Origin of the sequence: Aurantiacibacter sp. MUD11 (genome assembly GCF_026967575.1) — a bacterium.
In the GTDB taxonomy this organism is placed as follows: Bacteria; Pseudomonadota; Alphaproteobacteria; order Sphingomonadales; family Sphingomonadaceae; genus Alteraurantiacibacter.
On sequence record NZ_CP114054.1, the window covers coordinates 1141797 to 1159840 of the forward strand.

The 18044-nt window shown below is 66.1% G+C and carries 17 protein-coding genes; 10 read left to right on the forward strand and 7 right to left on the reverse strand.

Annotation, left to right across the window (positions count from 1 at the left end; translation table 11 throughout):
* Positions 1-125: 125 nt before the first annotated feature.
* Both OZN62_RS05740 and OZN62_RS05745 read left to right on the forward strand, forming a co-directional pair.
* Positions 126-1139: a hypothetical protein gene (locus OZN62_RS05740; protein WP_269101817.1), complete on the forward strand. Its 1014-nt coding sequence runs from the start codon at positions 126-128 to the stop codon at positions 1137-1139.
* Positions 1136-1579 carry a GIY-YIG nuclease family protein gene (locus OZN62_RS05745; protein ID WP_269101819.1) on the forward strand — a complete coding sequence of 148 codons (444 nt, stop codon included), beginning with the start codon at positions 1136-1138 and terminating at the stop codon, positions 1577-1579. Before OZN62_RS05740 ends, OZN62_RS05745 begins: the two co-directional genes overlap by 4 nt.
* Here OZN62_RS05745 and OZN62_RS05750 read toward each other — a convergent pair.
* The 3 genes from OZN62_RS05750 to OZN62_RS05760 are packed head-to-tail and all read right to left on the reverse strand — an operon-like array spanning position 1542 to position 3586.
* Positions 1542-1889: a c-type cytochrome gene (locus OZN62_RS05750; protein ID WP_269101820.1), complete on the reverse strand. Its 348-nt coding sequence runs from the start codon at positions 1887-1889 to the stop codon at positions 1542-1544. The two genes, OZN62_RS05745 and OZN62_RS05750, sit on opposite strands and share 38 nt — an antisense overlap.
* Complete coding sequence (gene map, locus OZN62_RS05755) at positions 1886-2722, reverse strand: type I methionyl aminopeptidase (RefSeq protein ID WP_269101821.1); 837 nt, start codon at positions 2720-2722, stop codon at positions 1886-1888. The genes OZN62_RS05750 and map overlap by 4 nt, the downstream gene beginning before the upstream one ends.
* Positions 2723-2764: 42 nt before the next feature.
* Positions 2765-3586 carry a DUF4163 domain-containing protein gene (locus OZN62_RS05760; protein ID WP_269101822.1) on the reverse strand — a complete coding sequence of 274 codons (822 nt, stop codon included), beginning with the start codon at positions 3584-3586 and terminating at the stop codon, positions 2765-2767.
* A gap of 48 nt (positions 3587-3634) precedes the next feature.
* Here OZN62_RS05760 and OZN62_RS05765 point away from each other — a divergent pair, with 48 nt between their 5' ends.
* From OZN62_RS05765 to glnA, 5 genes are all read left to right on the forward strand, one after another.
* Positions 3635-5017: a leucyl aminopeptidase family protein gene (locus OZN62_RS05765; RefSeq protein ID WP_269101824.1), complete on the forward strand. Its 1383-nt coding sequence runs from the start codon at positions 3635-3637 to the stop codon at positions 5015-5017.
* Positions 5018-5126: 109 nt separating this feature from the next.
* Complete coding sequence (locus tag OZN62_RS05770) at positions 5127-5465, forward strand: hypothetical protein (protein WP_269101825.1); 339 nt, start codon at positions 5127-5129, stop codon at positions 5463-5465.
* Between the two features lie 3 nt (positions 5466-5468).
* Positions 5469-6398, forward strand: a complete 930-nt coding sequence (argC, locus tag OZN62_RS05775; protein ID WP_269101826.1) for an N-acetyl-gamma-glutamyl-phosphate reductase — start codon at positions 5469-5471, stop codon at positions 6396-6398.
* A gap of 251 nt (positions 6399-6649) precedes the next feature.
* Positions 6650-6988, forward strand: a complete 339-nt coding sequence (locus tag OZN62_RS05780; RefSeq protein ID WP_269101827.1) for a P-II family nitrogen regulator — start codon at positions 6650-6652, stop codon at positions 6986-6988.
* A 71-nt stretch (positions 6989-7059) separates the two neighbouring features.
* Complete coding sequence (gene glnA / locus OZN62_RS05785) at positions 7060-8469, forward strand: type I glutamate--ammonia ligase (protein ID WP_269101828.1); 1410 nt, start codon at positions 7060-7062, stop codon at positions 8467-8469.
* Positions 8470-8556: 87 nt separating this feature from the next.
* Here glnA and OZN62_RS05790 read toward each other — a convergent pair whose 3' ends face one another.
* Both OZN62_RS05790 and OZN62_RS05795 read right to left on the reverse strand, forming a co-directional pair.
* A complete protein-coding gene (locus OZN62_RS05790; RefSeq protein WP_269101829.1) occupies positions 8557-9198 on the reverse strand; it encodes a hypothetical protein in 642 nt (213 codons plus the stop codon).
* A gap of 5 nt (positions 9199-9203) precedes the next feature.
* Entirely contained in the window at positions 9204-9413 is a 210-nt protein-coding gene (locus tag OZN62_RS05795; RefSeq protein WP_269101831.1) for a helix-turn-helix transcriptional regulator, read from the reverse strand.
* Positions 9414-9552: 139 nt separating this feature from the next.
* On the opposite strand from OZN62_RS05795, the gene OZN62_RS05800 reads away from it, so the two are divergent.
* From OZN62_RS05800 to OZN62_RS05810, 3 genes are all read left to right on the forward strand, one after another.
* Positions 9553-10155, forward strand: a complete 603-nt coding sequence (locus OZN62_RS05800) for a lysozyme (protein ID WP_269101832.1) — start codon at positions 9553-9555, stop codon at positions 10153-10155.
* A 70-nt stretch (positions 10156-10225) separates the two neighbouring features.
* Positions 10226-11227: a hypothetical protein gene (locus OZN62_RS05805; RefSeq protein WP_269101833.1), complete on the forward strand. Its 1002-nt coding sequence runs from the start codon at positions 10226-10228 to the stop codon at positions 11225-11227.
* Positions 11228-11238: 11 nt separating this feature from the next.
* On the forward strand, positions 11239-11793 hold the full coding sequence (locus OZN62_RS05810) for a fasciclin domain-containing protein (protein ID WP_269101834.1): 555 nt from the start codon (positions 11239-11241) through the stop codon (positions 11791-11793).
* On the opposite strand, the gene OZN62_RS05815 is transcribed toward OZN62_RS05810, so the two are convergent.
* Together OZN62_RS05815 and OZN62_RS05820 are read right to left on the reverse strand one after the other, a co-directional pair.
* Positions 11787-15980 (reverse strand): translocation/assembly module TamB domain-containing protein, encoded by a 4194-nt coding sequence (locus OZN62_RS05815; protein ID WP_269101835.1) that lies wholly within the window; start codon positions 15978-15980, stop codon positions 11787-11789. The genes OZN62_RS05810 and OZN62_RS05815 overlap by 7 nt on opposite strands.
* On the reverse strand, positions 15980-18022 hold the full coding sequence (locus OZN62_RS05820; RefSeq protein ID WP_269101836.1) for an autotransporter assembly complex protein TamA: 2043 nt from the start codon (positions 18020-18022) through the stop codon (positions 15980-15982). The genes OZN62_RS05815 and OZN62_RS05820 overlap by 1 nt, the downstream gene beginning before the upstream one ends.
* Positions 18023-18044: the final 22 nt, after the last annotated feature.

The following is an 18044-nucleotide window of genomic DNA, read 5'->3' on the forward strand; positions in this document are numbered from 1 at the left end:
TCACGGCTGGTTTTCCTGTATTCTCACCCCCGGTCGCAGCATGTTCTGGGGGGAACTCGATGCGAAATTGCACTGTCGCAGCACTGGCGCTGCTTGCCTTGGCCACGCCCGCAATCGGGCAAAGCGTGCCTGACGACCTGACCACAATCCCGCCTATCACCACGGACTACGAGCCGCCGCGAACCCCGTGGGGCGACCCCGACCTGCGCGGCACCTGGCCGATCGAGAATCTTGACCAGATGGGCATGCGCATCGAGCGGCCCGAAGAATTCGGGAATCGCGCCTGGCTGACGGACGAGGAATATGCAGAGCGGCTGGCGGAGGCGCGCGCGAGCGACGACAGCTTCGTGAACGAGTTGAGGAGCGGCGGGACGCAGGGCTTGGCCGACTGGCTCGAGTCGACCGATTTCGGACGTCGCAATTCGATGCTGATCGATCCGCCGAACGGTCGCTTCCCTCCGCTTACGGAGGAAGCGCAACCGCTTCAGGCCGCCGGACGCTCAAGCTGGGTTAGCGGGCAGGCGCGCGACTGGATCACCGATCTCGACATCTACGATCGCTGCGTGACCCGCGGCTTTCCCGCCAGCATGTTCCCCTTTCCCTACAACAACGGCATTCGCATCTTCCAGGCGCCGGGCTTGGTGGTGATCCATCACGAGATGATGTCGACGCGGATCGTGCCGCTGGGTGCAACCGAGCGATGGTCGGACGATGTCCGGACCTACATGGGTCAGCCGATCGGCCATTGGGATGGCAACACGCTGGTGATCGAGACCACCAACATCATCCATGGCGACGCCGCCGACCCGGAAATCCATCGACGGGCGGCTTCGCCAAACGCCTGGGATACGACCTATCCCACCAGTCCGGAAGCTCGCGTCGTGGAGCGCCTGACCATGGTGAGTCCGGAGCGCATCATCTACGAGATCACCTATAGCGATCCGCTGGTCTACACGGCCCCCTGGACGGCGCGGTACGACTGGACCCGCGACGACGACTACGAATTCTACGAATTCGCTTGCCACGAGGGTAACGTGCAGGTGCGCGACATGATCAATTCGTCGCGGGCGCAACGGCGACTGGATGCCGAAGCCGCTGCTGCGGCGCCTGCTCCCGAGGACACGGGTTCAGGTGGGTGAACGCTAGCCTCAAGGCGATCCTTCCGGACGGCCACGACGGCGAAATGCCGCGCGTCAGCGGTGCCTACCTGCTGTCGATAACGCTCGACGCACCGGTGTCGGGTACATTGCGCGGCACGCCCTACGGACTGGAGGCTGGCGAATATCTCTATGCCGGCAGCGCCAATGGCCCCGGTGGCATCGCGGCACGGGTGGCGCGGCACATGCGGCGCGACAAGCAGCCGCACTGGCACGTCGATGCGCTGACCGTGACGGCCTCCAAGGTCACCGCGCTCGCCTTTCCCGGCGGCAGCGAATGCGAGCTGATGCAACGGCTGCTGGAGAGCGGCCTCGCGCAAATAGCCATCAAGGGCTTCGGTAGCAGCGATTGCCGGTCGTGCGAGGCGCACCTCGCGCGGCTGGTCAGTACGGCGGGTGGAAATCCTCACGCCGCAGGGTGAGCATGTAGTTCACCAGCAGCTCCACCTCGTCTTCCTCGAGGTAGAAATCCATCTGCTCCGGATAATTGTGCGCTTCCACCAGCCAGGTGGTCAGCGTTTCGCGCGTGAGGCCGGGCGTATTGGCAATGACCGGCCATTCGGGCGCGTCCGGGTTGGGCGAGAGGCCGTAAGGCTCCACCGAATGGCATCCGGCGCAGGCCGCCTGAGCCAGCGCGTGGCCCTCGGGATCGACTTCGGCGACCCCGGGCTGCGCGGTCTGGCAGGCCGCCAGCAGGGCCATGGCTCCAACACCGGCGGCGATGCGCATCATGCGGCGGCTCCGTAAGGTGGTTTGTCCAGCCCCTTCGGGCTCTTGGTGAAGATCTCGCAGCCGTCCTCGGTAATGCCGATCGAGTGCTCGAACTGCGCCGACAGGCTCTTGTCGCGGGTCACCGCGGTCCAGCCGTCGTTGAGCAGCTTCACGTGCGGGCGGCCAAGGTTGATCATCGGTTCGATGGTCATGAACATGCCCGGCTTCAGCACCGGACCCGTTCCGGCGCGGGCAGCGTGGACCACTTCGGGCGCATCGTGGAACAGGCGGCCAAGGCCGTGGCCGCAGAATTCCCGCACCACGCCGTAACGCTGGCGTTCGGCATGCTGCTGGATGGCCGCGCCGATATCGCCCAGCCGCGCACCGGGGCGCGCCTCGGCAATGCCGATCATCAGGCATTCGTAGGTCACCTCGACCAGCTTCTTCGCCTTCAGCGGCACGTCGCCGACCATGAACATGCGGCTGGTGTCGCCGTGCCAGCCGTCGAGCAGCGGGGTGACGTCGATATTGACGATGTCGCCGTCCTTCAGCCGCTTGTCCGCCGGGATGCCGTGGCAGACCACATGGTTGATGCTGGTGCAGCACGAATGGGCGAAACCGCGATAGCCCATGGTCGCCGGCACAGCGCCGGCGTCCAGCGTCATCTCGCGCACCACACGGTCAAGCTCTGCCGTGGTGACACCCGGCACCACGCGCTCGGTCAGCTCGTCGAGGATCTCGGCGGCCAGGCGGCCGGCCTTGCGCATCCCTTCGTAGCCTTCCGGCCCGTGCAGCTTGATGGTGCCGTCGCGATAGACGGACATGTCTTCGGTTACGTGCTGGTATTCGGTCATGCGCCGCATGTAGGCACATTCGCACCAAATTGCGAGATGCGCTTAGTTCCGCGCGGCAAAGGCACCGCGATATTCCTCGCGCACGGTCTGCAACAGTTCTGCCGTCACCGGGAAGGTGAACTCGTAGCTGCCTTCCGCATAAGGCCCCGCCAGGTATGGCGCGATCTGGATGCCGATGCGGTTGAATAGCGCCCCGTCGGTCGAGCCGAGCAGCAGGTTCGTCTCGTCCGGCTTCACGCAGGAATCGAAAGGATCGTTCGAATGCTCCTCCACCGGGCGGCCCCGGCGACGTTCCCTCTCCCGGTTGAGCGCTTCGCACAGCTGTTCTCCCAGCGCGCGGTCCAGCGCAGCGGGCGAGGTGAAGAAGGCGATCGGTTCAAGCGCGATATTGCGCTGCTTGTCCCACACGATGGTGTCGAAGCCGTAATTGGGATGCGCACCCCCGGTATAGCTGGACAGGTCCGCCGACAGGCTCAGCCAGTCGGGCAGGTTGGCCACCACTTCCCACCTGGTGCTGTCCGAGTAGGTGTTGAACGGGAAGCCGTTGTCGCGCGCTTCCTCCTGGCCCTGAGTCGCCCGCGTGGCCAGCGCGTTGCGTTCGCGGTCCAGCCGCACGTCCAGCCAGCGCGCCAGCGGCACGATCTCGCCGGCGGCCTGCGGATAGGAATACTCGAAGATGAACAGGTCGGTCTCTTCCGACACCTGCCTGGCCCCGCCCACCGGCAGCGATTCGCTGGTGGCACCGGGCGGCAGGGGTGCCTCCGGAGTCTGCGAAGCAGTAGCCGACGGGTCGTCGATCTCGTCTGCCGGAACGCATGCCGCCAGCAGCAAGGGACCAAAGACACAGGAGATTCGTCGGAACATCACTCTCCAGCCTTTCCAAATGGCGATGAAAACGGCAAGCGGAATTGCATGACTATCACAGCAGACCTGATCCAGCCGGACCGCGGGCAAGAGGCCATCGCGATCCACCTCGTCAACAGCGAAACGTTCGACGGTTTCGCCAGCGGGTTGAGCGGCCCGCAGCGTGCCGCGCTGGCGGCGCAGAAGTTCACCGGCGGCGGCTACCAGGTGGGCATCGTGCCCGATGGTGAAAGCTGGTTCGCGGTTGGCGGCGTCGCCGATCCGGAAGAGCTTTCCAGCTGGTGCCTGGCCAAGCTGGCCGAGGTCCTGCCGGAGGGGACCTATCGCCTTGCCGAGCACAAGCCCGGCCCGGCGCTGTTCGGCTGGCAGACCGCGCAATACCGCTTCGAACGCTACACCAAGGACGAGAAGGCTGAAGGGCCGCGCGTGCTGCTGACCGAGGACGTCGCCAAGATCGACCTCGTCGCGCTGGAAGCGCAGGCGGCTTCGCTGGTGGCTGATCTGGTCAACACCCCGGCGGAGGACATGGGCCCCGCCGCGCTGGAGGCGGAGGCGGAGCGCATTTCCAAGGAATGCGACGCCTCGATCGAAATCACCCGCGGCGATGCGCTGGAAAAGGGCTTCCCCATGGTTCACGCCGTGGGCCGGGCGGCGGAGCGCAAGCATGCACCGCGCCTGATCCAGCTCAACTGGGGCAAGGACGATCACCCGCGCGTCGCCATCATCGGCAAGGGCGTGTGCTTCGATTCGGGCGGCCTCGACATCAAGAATGCGCGCGGCATGCTGTTGATGAAGAAGGACATGGGCGGCGCGGCGCATGCGCTGGCGCTGGCCGAACTGGTGATGAAGGCGAACCTCAAGGTGCGGCTGCACTGCGTGGTGCCGGCGGTGGAGAACGCCATCAGTTCCAATTCCTTCCGCCCCGGCGACGTGCTTTCCAGCCGCAAGGGGCTGACCGTGGAAATCGGCAATACCGATGCCGAGGGTCGGCTGATCCTGGGCGATGCGCTGACCCTGGCGAGCGAGCACGAGCCGGAGCTGATCATCGATTTTGCCACCCTGACCGGCGCGGCGCGCGTTGCCGTGGGGCCGGACCTGCCCGCGCTGTTCACCCGCCGCGACCAGACCGCCGAGCAGTTGCTCGAGGCCGGCAAGGCGCACGACGACGCGCCCTGGCGCCTGCCCCTGCACGATCCCTATGCCGAATGGCTGAAGTCCGACATTGCCGACACGAACAACACGCACAACAACGGCTTCGCCGGGGCGAGCGTGGCGGCGAGCTTCCTCGACAAGTTCGTGGGCGAGGATATCGACTGGGCGCATTTCGACACCTTCGCCTGGCGTCCTGCCGCCAAGCCCGGTCGCCCGAAGGGCGGCGCCGCGCTGGGCCTGCGCGCCGCCTTCCACGCGCTGCGCGGGCGATACGGCTGACGGGCGAGGTTGCAGCAGCGCCCGCACGCGTCTAAGCGCGCCTGCACACAGGGGCATCCTGCACAACGAAGATACGGGTAAACGGCGCTTGAGCCAGGACCAGAACAGCATGACCGACAAGGGGACCCAGGGGCCTTTCGCCCTGTCCGGCCCCGTGGCGCGTCCCGATCCGCGGGTCGAACCGATCCGCGGCGACCTTGCGCATATCGGTCTCGCGGGGAAGCACTTCGTGCCGCACTATGCCGTGCCCCAGCCGCGCGGCGTGCTGCCCGGCGGCGCACCGCTGCTGGCTGCGCCCGAGGAAGGCGCGGAAGAGCTGTGCGTGCTGATCGAAGGCGACAGCTTCGAAGTGCTCGACGTCACGCGGGAATGGGCCTGGGGCTGCCTCTCGCTGGAAGGGCCGGTGGGCTATGTCCACCTCGACCGGCTCGAACCGGTCAGCGCCTGAGCCATGGCTCACACCGTCTTCATCGACGGCGGCGCCGGCACGACCGGGCTGGAGATCGCCGACCGGCTGAAGGGCCGCAAGGAATTCGAGCTGATCAAGCTCAACGATGACGAGCGCAAGGATCCCGACTGCCGTCGCACCGCGCTCAACTTCGCCGATTTCGTCATCCTCTGCCTGCCCGACGACGCCGCGCGCGATGCCGTGGCCATGCTCGACAAGGCGTCAGGCACGCGGGTGATCGACGCTTCCACCGCGCACCGCACCGCGCCCGGCTGGATCTACGGCTTCCCCGAACTGGTCGGCCCCAGCGTGGTTGCCGGGGCGGACCGGGTGTCCAATCCCGGCTGCTATCCTACCGGTTTCCTGGCGCTGATGGCGCCGCTGGTGCGCGCCAAGCTGCTGCCGCGCGACTGGCCCTACACCGTCAACGCCGTCTCCGGCTATTCGGGCGGCGGCAAGAGCCTGATCGAACGCTTCCGGGGCGATGGCAGCAACATCGCCTTCATGGACTATGGCCTGACGCTGGATCACAAGCACCTGCCGGAAATGCAGCAGAAGTCCGGCCTCGCCAATCCGCCGGTCTTCGCACCGGCCGTGGTGCCGGGCTTCCGGGGCATGGTGGTGGAAGTGCCGCTGCCGATCCGGGCGATGCGCAGCGCCTCCCCGCCCGACGAGCTGCGCGCCGAACTCACCCGCTACTACGAGGACGCTCCGCTGATCACCGTGCACCAGGAGCCGGTGAGCGAAGTGCTGCTGCACACGGATGCCGCGCCCTCCGACCGGGTGGACCTGCACGTGTTCGCCGACAGCAAGGGCGAGACCGCCCGGCTGGTGGCGGTGCTCGACAACCTCGGCAAGGGCGCCAGCGGCGCGGCGGTACAATCGCTGAACCTGATGGCGGGAATCGATCCGCTGGCCGGACTGCGTCTCTGAGCGGCACACGCTGCCCATAATTTGGGCACACCTGCATGCAAATTCGTCAAGCGCGGCACACCCCCAACGCAATTTGATTGCTTCGGTTACGCGAACTGCGGCGCAAATGTTGCGAATCCGCCCTTTCGCTAGGCCGTGCGATTGTCTACCCACGCGTGCAGCCGCTCTGGCATGATTCTTGTAAACCACGCGAGCGGGAACTGCTCATTGGGAGAAAGGCCCGCCAAAACGGGTAACCGAACAGGGACAACGTGAAAAAGATCGAAGCCATCATCAAACCCTTCAAGCTCGACGAGGTGAAGGACGCACTGCACGAAGTGGGCGTGTCCGGCATCACCGTCACCGAAGCCAAGGGCTTCGGCCGCCAGAAGGGCCACACCGAACTCTACCGCGGCGCAGAATATGTCGTCGACTTCCTGCCCAAGGTGAAGCTCGAGGTAATCGTTGCCGACTCCATGGCAGAGCAAGTGGTCGAAGCGATCGCCGGTGCCGCCAAGACAGGGCGCATCGGCGACGGCAAGATCTTCGTCTCCGATATCGGAACGGCCATCCGGATCCGTACCGGAGAACAGGACGAAGCTGCCCTCTAAACCAGGGATCGCATTCCAGGCATTCCCGCCAGAACAAACACTCATACGTTCAAAGACAAGGAAATACCGACATGGCCAGTGCAAAGGATATCGTGAAGCGCATCAAGGAAGAGGAGATCGAATGGGTCGACCTTCGCTTCACTGACCCGAAGGGCAAGTGGCAGCACCTCTCGATGTGCGCCAGCGTCATCGATGAAGACGCCCTCGAAGAAGGCCTGATGTTCGACGGTTCGTCGATCGAAGGCTGGAAGACCATCAACGAATCCGACATGATCCTGAAGCCGGACTGCTCGGCCAGCTGGGTCGATCCGTTCAGCGCCACGCCGATGCTCGCCATCAACTGCGACATCGTGGAGCCGTCCAACGGCGAACTCTACGAGCGTGATCCGCGTTCGACCGCCAAGCGCGCCGAAGCCTACCTGAAGAGCACCGGCATCGGCGACACCGTGTTCGTCGGTCCGGAACCCGAATTCTTCATGTTCGACGACGTTCGCTTCGAAGACGGCTATGCCGGCTCGGGCTACCAGATCGACGATGTCGAGCTGCCGACCAACACCGGCGCCGACATGGAAATGGGCAACATGGGCCACCGTCCGCGCGCCAAGGGCGGCTACTTCCCCGTCGCGCCGGTCGACAGCGCCATGGACATCCGTGCCGAAATGGTCAGCACGATGATGGAAATGGGCCTGCCGATGGACAAGCACCACCACGAAGTGGCGGCTGCCCAGCACGAGCTCGGCATCACCTTCGGCACGCTGACCGAAACCGCCGACCGCGTGCAGGTGTACAAGTACGTCGTGCAGCAGGTCGCCCACGCCTATGGCAAGACCGCGACCTTCATGCCCAAGCCGATCAAGGAAGATAACGGCAGCGGCATGCACACCCACATGTCGATCTGGAAGGATGGCAAGCCGACCTTCGCGGGCAACGAATATGCCGGCCTGTCGGAAACCTGCCTCCACTACATCGGCGGTGTGATCAAGCACGCCAAGGCCATCAACGCCTTCACCAACGCCACGACCAACTCGTACAAGCGTCTGGTGCCGGGCTTCGAGGCTCCGGTGCTGCTGGCCTACTCGGCGCGCAACCGTTCGGCCTCCTGCCGTATTCCCTACGGCTCGGGCGAAAAGGCCAAGCGCGTGGAATTCCGCTTCCCCGATGCCCTGGCCAACCCGTACCTCGCCTTCTCGGCGCTGCTGATGGCCGGCCTCGACGGGATCGAGAACAAGATCCACCCGGGCGATGCCATGGACAAGAACCTGTACGATCTGCCGCCGGCCGAACTGGCCGACGTGCCGACCGTCTGCGGTTCGCTGCGTGAAGCCCTGCTGGCGCTGCGCGACGACCATGACTTCCTGCTCAAGGGCGGCGTGTTCACCACCGACCAGATCGAAGCCTACTGCGACCTCAAGTGGGAAGAAGTGCTGCGCTTCGAAACCACCCCGTCGCCGGTCGAATTCGACATGTACTACTCGTCGTAAGACGGGTTCGGGATACCGAAACAGGAAGGGCCGCCCGGGAGACCGGGCGGCCCTTTTGCTTTCCGACGGTCTGGGTGGTTGCCCGAGCTAGCGCGGGTTCAGCATGCCCCGGCGGCCGCTCGCGATGAACGAGCCGACGAGCCCCGCCGCATAGATCATCGACAACCAGTCGAGCGGTGCCGGAGCCGCCGCGTACCCCAGCTGTGCCAGCAGGGCCCAGCCGCCGCCAAAGGCGAACAGCAAGTAGAAGGCGGCAGTCGCGCTTTCGCGCGAGACCATCTTCATCAGCTCGTCCGCATAGCGCCATTGGGCAAGGCCGAGGACGATCCCGAGCAGGATCAACGGCAGGGCGATGAGGCCGACATACGGCGTGATCGGACCCGCAGGGCCAGACAGCGCGGCCAGCAGCAGGGCCGCGCCCATGCAGGTGATCGACGAGGCGCTGAAGGCGAGCAGACGACGCTGCTCCTGCAGTTCGAGGGCATCCTCGACATTGAGGAACCGCGCACCGAAGCCGGGGTGCACCACGCCCACGGCCACCATCAGCGCCGTCAGCAGGTAGATGATGCCGACCAGTCCGGCCACTTCCGCCGAAGACCCGAGATCGACGGACGGCAGGTCTGCCATCCGCATGAACGCGCTGGCCGCGACAAAGCCGAATACGGCCCCCGCCCCGGTCGCGATGGCGGCCTTGCGCCATTTGCTGTTCAGCTTCGCCTGTTCCGCCATGTCCATTACTCCGCCTCCGGTTCCCAATCGTCGATAAACAGGTCCGGCACGCTCACCGCGAACAGCTTCGCCATGCGCAGTGCCAGTGGCAGCGAGGGATCGTACTTGTCGGTCTCGACCGCATTGATGGTCTGGCGCGAGACGCCCAGCCGGCGCGCCAGTTCGCCCTGGCTCCAGCCCTTCGCTTCGCGAAATTCCTTCAAGCGGTTCTGCACCGAATCGATCTCCTGCCTGTAAAGAGCTCTTTACTGTAAAGAGTTCTTGTCAGTCAAGAGCTCTTTACAATCCGCTTTCCTACCTGATTGCCACGCGCCTAGCGGACAGGCCCGAATCGCTGCAGGAAAGGCACCGCCAATGAACCGCAAACCTCTCTTCGACACGCTCCGCCGCATGCTTGGCCGGGGCTTCACCCGGGCCGAGGTGGAAGAGCTCGACAGGGCTGCCGACTATCTGTCCCAGGACAGTGTTCCCTGTGTTCCACATTACCCCTCGCCGCGCGCCGTCGGCCCTGATGGCATTGCCCTGATCAAGCGGTTCGAAGGCTGCGCGAAAATCCGCGCCGACGGCATGGTGGAAGCCTATCCCGATCCCGGCACCGGGGCAGAGCCGTGGACCATCGGCTGGGGCGCTACCGGCCCCGGAATCGCTCGCGGCACCGTCTGGACCAGAGAGGCCTGCGACGCCCGGCTGGAGGCGGACCTGGCGCGCTATGCCGCAGAAGTCGCCGACGAGCTGGACGGTGCCGCGACCAGCCAGCAGCAGTTCGATGCGTTGGTCAGCTTCCACTACAACACCGGCGCCATCGCCACGGCCACCCTCACCCGGCTGCACAAGGCGGGCGACCATGACGGCGCGGCCAGCGAGTTCGCGCGCTGGTGTTATGCCGGTGGCCGGAAACTGAAAGGCCTCGCCCGCCGCCGCGAAGCCGAGGCCAGGCTCTACCGTCTAGGTTCCTGAGTGGCGCAATTCGACACCAGTCTGGAACCGGTTGGGTCATTGCCCCGTTCGGGTTGCAGAGGAGCATGCAATGAAACTCTGGGTTGCAGGAATTTCCGCCGTCGCCCTGGCCGTGGTGCCCGCGCTGGCGCAGGGTAATGGCAGGGGCAACGGGCAAGGTGGCAATGTCGGACCTTCCGCTGCGGCGGAACGCGGGAACGGCCAGGCTAATGACAACCGCGGTGCCAGCGCCAATGCCGATCGCGGCGCACGCGGGAACGGTCCGGCGGAGGCGCGCGGCAATCGCGCCGGACCAGCTCCGGAAAGCAACGCGGGTCGCGGACCCGATACCGTCCGGGGCAACGGCGGGGGCCGCGAAGCGCAACCAGCACGCGGCAATGGCGCAGGCAATGCCGGGGGCAATCGTGGGGGCAATGGCGCTTCCGACATCGCAAGGATCACCTACGCCCCGGCCCCGACAATCGAGTTCCGCCTCCGCGCCAATGGCGTGGCAGATGGTTGTCCGCCCGGCCTTGCGCGCAAGTACAATGGCTGCCGTCCGCCCGGCCTCGCCCGGCAACAGGACGGCGACCGCTATCGTCGCTACGCTCCCGACTGGTGGGGTCTGGGCAGCCTGCTGCGCGACGTGCGCGGCAGCTACTTCTACGACGATGGCTACCTGCTCCGCCTTGGCCTCGACGGGCAAATATCGGGCTACATCCCGCTTCTGGGCGGCGCGCTGTCGATCGGCAATCCTTGGCCGGCCGACTACCGCTATGCCCGGCTGCCGTCGTATTACGAGAGCTACTACGGCCTCGGTCGGCCCGAATATTACCGCTACGCCGACAACGTCGTGTACCGGCTGGACCCCGAAACCGCCGCCATCACCTCCATCGCCGCCATGCTGACGGGCGACGAGTTCGTCGTCGGCCAGCGCGCGCCGGACGGCTACGACATCTACAACGTGCCCTATAGCTATCGTGACCGGTATTACGACCGGCCGGGCGCACGCTATCGCTACAACAATGGCTACGTTTACGAGATCGACCCCGAGACCATGCTCGTGGTCGCGGCCATCGAACTGCTGATCTGACGGGAATCGCGATGACATTCGATAACAGGCTTGCCGCCATGGCCGCCCTCGCCCTGCTGCTGACAGGATGCGGGACGGGTGGAAACGAAGAACAGTCGTCGGAGGGCGAGGTAAGCTCGGCGACGGTCGCCTCGCTGCTGGGCGAGGCGGAGAACCTGTCGCAGGTGTCCGATGTGCTGGGCGATGTCGGCCTGCAAAGCGTGTTCGATGGCAATGCCCCCTACACGATCTTCGCCCCGACCGACGAGGTGTTCGCGGCGCTGGACCTGCAATTGGACGGCGACGAGATGCGCGCCGCGCGCGTGGCGATGATCCGCGAGCATATCGTGCCCGGCTTCCTGACCTTGCAAGACATCGAGACTGCCATCGATGGCGCGGAAGGCTCGGTCGAGCTGCAGACCATGGGTACCAACACGCTGACCATCCGCCGCGAAGTCGATGGCCTGCTGGTGACCTCTTCCGATGGGGCCGAAGCCCACCTGGTCGGCCCCGCGGAAAGCGGCGTCAACGGTACGATCTTCCCGATCGATGCGCTGCTGAAAGATCTTGAACCGGTCGATCAGTAATCGCGGCGGTATTCCGCCGCGGCCTGGTGCCGTCCCACGGTGCTGACCGTTGCCAGCAGGTTGAGCCAGCTGGTGATGCGGAACTCCAGGTCGGTGGCATTGTAGCCCGCCCCGTCGGTCACGATTTCCACGTAGAAGCGCCGTCCGAAATTCTTGCCCAGCGCGACCGCCGTACCGCGATCCAGCGCCGGGTCGGCCGGCACGATCCGCAGGCGGTCCAGCCCCACGGCGGTGCGCAGGCGGTTGATCGGATCAACCCCGCCCCCGCCGCGCAGGCTGGCCACCGCCGCGCCCAGTTGCAGCGCATCGGTGGCGGACAGGTCGGTGATCGAACCGCCGAACAGCAGCCGCGCAAGCAGTTCCTCTTCCGGCAGGGCGGGCACGCTGGAGAAGGCGATATCCGGCTGGCTGGCATTGCCGCGCACGGTCACCTGGACGGACAGGTCGTTGACCTCGGTCTCGGCCAGCAGGTCGATCCGCGGATCGATGGGCACGCTCCGGTCGAAGTCGATCTCGCCGCGGGTGATTTCGAAACGCGTCCCGGCGAAGGAATAGAAGCCCTGCCGCGGCACGATGGAGACCGAACCGCCAAGGCGCGGATCGTCGGTGGTGCCGCGCAGCAGCAGGTTGTCGGTGCGCCATTCGCTGTCGAGTCCCATGCCGTCGACCTCGATCCCGCCCGGCGCGCTGACATCGATCAGGTAGCGCCATGGCTGGCTGCGTGCGGCAATCGGCGCGGCATCGGCGGGCAGGTTGATCTCGGTCACCGCGACATTGGGCAACTCGGCAATGGCTTCCGCCTGCCCCAGTCGCCAGTTGGCGCTGCTGACGGTCAGGCGGCCCGCGATGGTACCGCCCACACCGTTGGAGACGATGCGCATCGGCCCGGTGACGGTCGCGCCCATGTTCTCGAGGTCGAGGACCTCGGCATTGCGCGCCGCCATCCGCAAGTCGATCTGCGGACCGCGCCCGCCAGAGATGTTCGACAGGTCGACGATGCCGCTGCCGGAGATGCGCCCGCCATTGGGCGCCGTACCGGAGAAGCTGGTGAGCGCGAGGCGCGAACCGGTAAACCGCCCGCGTGCCGAAACGCCGCTGATGTCGGTACCGGTCAGCGCGCTGCGCACGCGCAGGTCGTCACCCGACAGCGATCCGCGCACCTGCGGCTCCAGCAGGGTCCCGTCCACGTTGGCGGCAATACCGATATCGCCGGTCACGTCGAGCAGGTCGATTGCGGCCAGACGCCACAGCGCGGCGGCGGAACCGGTAAAGCGGAACTGGCCGGAGAGGTCGCCCGCATAGAGCCGTTCGGGCAGGCTGCCGGACTGCGCGAGATTGCTTACACGGGCCTGCAGGCGGCCCTCCGCTCCCGTCCCGTCGGACATGACCGCGCGCGCCTGCAGCAGCGTTTCCGAAAGGTCCGCCACGAGCGCGATATCGAGCGGTGACGAAGTGAGCAGCAGGCTGGAACGGGTCAGCCCCTCCACCATCACGCGGGCCTCGCCCACGGGCCGGTCATTCTCGCCTGCGCCCAGTTCCAGCACCCCGGATACCTTGCCACCCAGCCCCAGGTCGCCGCTGATCGCGCCGAGCCAGTCGAGCGAGAGATCGTTCATGGCCAGCCGTGCTTCCACCGGCGCCTCGCCGCCGAAACGGCCGCTGGCGATCACGAAGCCGTCGCCATAGCTGACCTGCGAGCGCTGCAGTTCCCAGCCGCCATCTTCGGTCCGCAGCACGACCGCGCGGCGCGGCATGCCGATCTCGTTCTCGGCATAGGAACCGTCGACTGCCACCGCGATCCGGTCCGGGGCGACATCGCCATTCACCAGCAGTTCGAACCGGCTGCCGCGCCGCCCGGTCATCGCAGCATCGAAATGGCCCGCACCATTGTGCACTTCGGCTTCAGCGGCGAGGCGACCGATGAACAGCGTGCCGAAGCTGACTCCCTGCAGGTTGGCATTGCCCGTCACCGTAGTGTTGCCTTCGGCAATCAGGCCGCCGGCATTGATCGTACCGCGATTGATGGCGAGCGAGACGGGGCCGTCGAAGCGGGCATTGCGCGCTTCCAGATCGACATCGAACCCTTGGCCACCATCGCGAACCGCAAGGTCGATCGTGCCGTTCATCCCGCCCCGGTTGACGCCGAGCGCGCCCGCCACGCCGCCCTCGACCAGGTTGAGCGTGCCCGCAACACGCGTCTCGGCCACGTCGAGGCGGTTTACGCGGATCGCGGTATCGCCATTCTCGGCGGTGACCAGGTTGAGCGAGCCGTCGAACGCACCCAGCATGGAGCCGCCCTCGGTTTCGATCATGAAGCCCTCTTCGGTCGGCGCCAGCACCACGCGCACATCGGTAAGGCCTGCGGCGGGTAGCGGATCGGGAAGCATCAGGGTCGCGTAGGGGCCGTCTTCGGCCAACAGCGCTTCCACCGTGAACGGCCCGTAGTCGACATGCTGGCCGGCACCGGCGATGCTGGTGCCCGCTTCGTCGACCTGGCCGTCGAGGGTGGCGGTCAGATTCTCGGCATCCAGGTCGAACGACTGGAACACCAGCGGCACGCCCGAACCGAGGACTACCCCGCCGTCGAAACCGATCTGCGGCCCGGCAATGTTGGCGAGCAGGGGATTGGTCACCTCGTCCATCCGCCCCCGCACTTCGGTGCGCAGAGCCCATGGCGATCCGCCACCGATGCGGAAGCGGATATCCGCCGCCGCATCAAGGCGGCCAAGCTCGAAGAATTCGAGATCGGCCACGCGGACGGGACCGTTCACCTGCGTCAGTCCGCTGGCAAGATTGGCGTTCAGCCCCAACCGGGCACTCATGCCCGGGAAGCGCAGTTCGAGGTCTTCGGAGAGGATCTCGTCACCGGCATAGACCAGCGTGCCTTCCAGCACGCCGTTGCGAAGGCGCGGATCGAACAGTTCGACGTTGCTGATGATCCGGGCGATGCTGGCCGACAGCGGCACGGTGACCCGCGTACCGTCGAAGACGAGCGTCCCCTCCTGCTGCAACCCGTTGACGAGGATGCCGCCGGCATTGATCTGCGCAACACGCAGCGTGTGCGGCATGGTCAGGTCGCGGAAGGCACCATCCAGCGTGCCTTCAAGCACCGCGCCATCCAGCGTCACGTCAGAAGATAGCAGCGTGGCGTCGAGCAGCTGCACGTTGAGCGCCAGGCTGTCGAAAGCGTTGTTCGCGAGATCCACCGCGCCTTCGCCATCGGCATTCACGCCGCGCCCGCGCAGCACGAAATCGCCTTCCAGCACGCTATCCTCCAGCGTGCCCGATGCGGTCAGCGTGACGAGGTCGCCCAGCGCCCGGCCGGGAATACCGGTGAAATAGCCTTCGGGCCGCGCCCGGCCGACGATGCGATACTGGCCAGCCTCGTTGTAGATGTCGAAATCGAGCAGTTCGTCACCCCCCTGCGTGGCCAGCAGGTCGCCTTCCCAATAGGTCCAGCTGCCGTCGCCTGCGAGGCTGACCGAGAGGTCTTCCTCCGCGCCCACCATGGTGGCGAGAAACCCGCCCGCCGGCGCGCGCCAGTCGAGATCGAGGTCGAAGCGGTCGCCATCCGGCTGCACGTCGATCAGGGCCGCGAATTCGTCGCCGCCCCCGAACTCTCCGTCGACATCGAGATGTACCAGCCCGTCGCGGATGTTAGCCACGGCGGCGAAGTCGATCGTGCGCTGCTCGCCCAGCAGCCCCTCGGCCACGGTCAGGTTGTCGATGACGAAACGGTCCACCCGGATATCGAAATCGGGCAGGATCGGCGCGTCGGGGTCGCCGGGCAACAGTTCAGGTGCAGCGTAGAGCGTGCCGTCGGTGAGGACGAGATGGCGGACGTCGAGCCCGCTGGTGAACCAGCGATAGGGCCGCCAGTTGAGATCGACCGTCGGCACCTCAAGGAACAGCGTGTCGTTGGCATCATAGAACTTCACGTCGTTGAGCGTGGAGCTCCAGAGTACCGAACCATCGATGCTGCCCACCTCGATTTGCAGGCCGGAGGCGGGCGCGACCTTGGCGATCTGGTCGACGATGAACTGGCGCCCCGGCGGCGTGTGCAGGAAAGCGATAACAAGCAGCAGCAGCAGGAACACCGCGCCAATGGCGAGGCCGATCCAGCGCAGGATCCGCAGCGGCAGGCTGCGGCGCGGCTGGTCCACGTGCTGTTCCTCCACCGCGACCATCAGAACGCCTGCCCCAGCGCGACATAGACCGCGATCCAGTTGTCATTGGGGCCTGGATTGAGCGGGAAGGCGACGTCCAGCCGCAGCGGGCCGAAACCGGTGTCGTAACGCACACCAAGGCCTGCGCCGTACTTGATCGTCTCGAAATCCGGGGTCGGGTCCAGCCCCACCGTACCCGCATCGAAGAACGGCACCACGCTGATCAGGCCGTCCATCAGCCCCGTGCGGATACGCGCCTCAACCGAAGCTTCGACCAGGCTGCGGCCACCCAGCGGATCGCCCGTGTCGTTGAGCGGTCCGATTTCGCGATAGCCGTAACCGCGCACCGAACCGCCGCCGCCGGCATAGAGCCGCCGCGACGGGGCGATGGCCGCCAGCGGCGCGCCCGGAATGCTCGCCACCCGCACGCGGCCCGCCAGCACGGTGTTTTCGCCCACGCTCTGGTAATACGACGCATCCAGCTGGCTGCGCAGGTAGAAGCTCTGCACCCCGTCGTTTTCGGATGCTTCGGGCGAGAGGCGGCCGGACAGGCGCCAGCCCTTGGAGGGATCGAGCAGGTCGTCGGATGAATCGAGCTGCGCGAACAACGGCAGGGCGGCGACGTAGAACGTCTCGCGCGCCAGCAGGGTACCGTCCGCCGCGCGTTCGCTTTCCTCCGTGGCGACCAGTTCGATCCCGGCCGACCAGCTGAAGTCCTTCTGGAACAGCAGGGTCGAAACGCGCTCGTAACCGCCGACAATCGCAATGCTGCGTGCGTCGTAGGCGTCGTAGTCGACCGTGCTGGCATAGGCATCCACCGTCAGGATGCGGTCGCGACCGTAGAAGTTGTTCTTGCGGAAGGTGATACCGGCCAGCTGCTCCTGCGTACCGGCGATGCCGCGCACCCGCAACATGCCCTCGGGCGGGAACAGGTTGCGGTGCTCCCAGCTCGCCTCCACCCGCACGCCTTCCTCGGTACCGTAGCCGATATTGGCCGCGATCGTGCGTTGCGGCGCTTCGGTCAGTTCGGCCTGGATATCGACGACGCCGGGCGTATCGCCCTGTGGTTCCTGCACCACCACCGGGGTCAGGTCGACCGAGCCCACCAGGCCGGTCGCCAGGATCGCGCGGCGCAAGTCGAACTGGTCGGAGCGGCGATAGATGTCGCCCTCGTCCCAGCGCGCGATGCGGGTGAGGTGGCGGCTGGAGAGGTAGTCCGGCAGGTTGGACGTGACCCCGCGGAGTGTGTAGCGCCCGCCCGGCTCCACCGGCATCGTAATGTCGCCTTCGCTGCGATCGTGGTCGACCAGCAGGCTGGGCGCATCGACGGCCGCAAAGGGATAGCCCTGCTCGCCGAGCGCGGTGTCGAGATCGAACTGCTCGGTTTCGATCGCGTCGAGCGAAATCGGGTAGCCCGGCCAGATCTGGTATTCCGCGCGCAGCTTGTCGTAATTGGGGCCGGTCGCGGCAAGGTTGCCAAGATCGATGGCGCCTACGGCATAGCGCCGGCCGGGAATGATATCGAAGCGAACGGCAGCACCGTTCAGGTCGGACTCGGTGCTGGCATCGACCGCGCCCACGGTGCGGATCACCTGCGCATCGAAATAGCCGTAGACGTTGAGCAGCCGGTTCAGCAGTTCCTCGTCCACCCGCGCCTGCGCGGCGAGGCGGGCGATGTTTCCGTCATCGTCGTATTCCTCGACGGTCGAAAGGCTCCTGAACCGGTCGAGGAATTCGTCGCGTTCCGGGAACAGCGCGCGGTCGCTGGGGAAGACCAGCACCAGCTCGTCCGAGAGTTTCTCCTCGCTGCCGAGCGGAAGCGGCGCGATCTGGTCCTCGAACGTGGCGAACTCGATCTCCTCACCATCGCTTTCCAGCGGCGCGAGTTGCGGCAGTTCGACGGCCTCGGGCCAGGGCACCGTGACCAGCGGCATTTCCGCCAGCGGCGAATCCACGTCGAGCTGCGGTTGTGCTTCTGCCCCGGCCTCGTCCTGCGGCGGCACGCCCTCGGCGGCCCAGTCCTCCGGATTGAGCACGGCCTCGTCGGGGATCAGGTCTTCCACCTGCTGCGAATCCTGCAGGTTC

What these genes read in the sequence shown, in the direction of transcription:
- OZN62_RS05815 (WP_269101835.1), bottom strand. Translation starts at nt 15,980, where the DNA reads ATGGTCGCGGTGGAGGAACAGCACGTGGACCAGCCGCGCCGCAGCCTG.
- OZN62_RS05805 (WP_269101833.1), top strand. Translation starts at nt 10,226, where the DNA reads ATGAAACTCTGGGTTGCAGGAATTTCCGCCGTCGCCCTGGCCGTGGTG.
- OZN62_RS05770 (WP_269101825.1), top strand. Translation starts at nt 5,127, where the DNA reads ATGACCGACAAGGGGACCCAGGGGCCTTTCGCCCTGTCCGGCCCCGTG.
- OZN62_RS05810 (WP_269101834.1), top strand. Translation starts at nt 11,239, where the DNA reads ATGACATTCGATAACAGGCTTGCCGCCATGGCCGCCCTCGCCCTGCTG.
- OZN62_RS05765 (WP_269101824.1), top strand. Translation starts at nt 3,635, where the DNA reads ATGACTATCACAGCAGACCTGATCCAGCCGGACCGCGGGCAAGAGGCC.
- OZN62_RS05790 (WP_269101829.1), bottom strand. Translation starts at nt 9,198, where the DNA reads ATGGCGGAACAGGCGAAGCTGAACAGCAAATGGCGCAAGGCCGCCATC.
- glnA (WP_269101828.1), top strand. Translation starts at nt 7,060, where the DNA reads ATGGCCAGTGCAAAGGATATCGTGAAGCGCATCAAGGAAGAGGAGATC.
- OZN62_RS05800 (WP_269101832.1), top strand. Translation starts at nt 9,553, where the DNA reads ATGAACCGCAAACCTCTCTTCGACACGCTCCGCCGCATGCTTGGCCGG.
- OZN62_RS05760 (WP_269101822.1), bottom strand. Translation starts at nt 3,586, where the DNA reads ATGTTCCGACGAATCTCCTGTGTCTTTGGTCCCTTGCTGCTGGCGGCA.
- map (WP_269101821.1), bottom strand. Translation starts at nt 2,722, where the DNA reads ATGACCGAATACCAGCACGTAACCGAAGACATGTCCGTCTATCGCGAC.
- argC (WP_269101826.1), top strand. Translation starts at nt 5,469, where the DNA reads ATGGCTCACACCGTCTTCATCGACGGCGGCGCCGGCACGACCGGGCTG.
- OZN62_RS05750 (WP_269101820.1), bottom strand. Translation starts at nt 1,889, where the DNA reads ATGATGCGCATCGCCGCCGGTGTTGGAGCCATGGCCCTGCTGGCGGCC.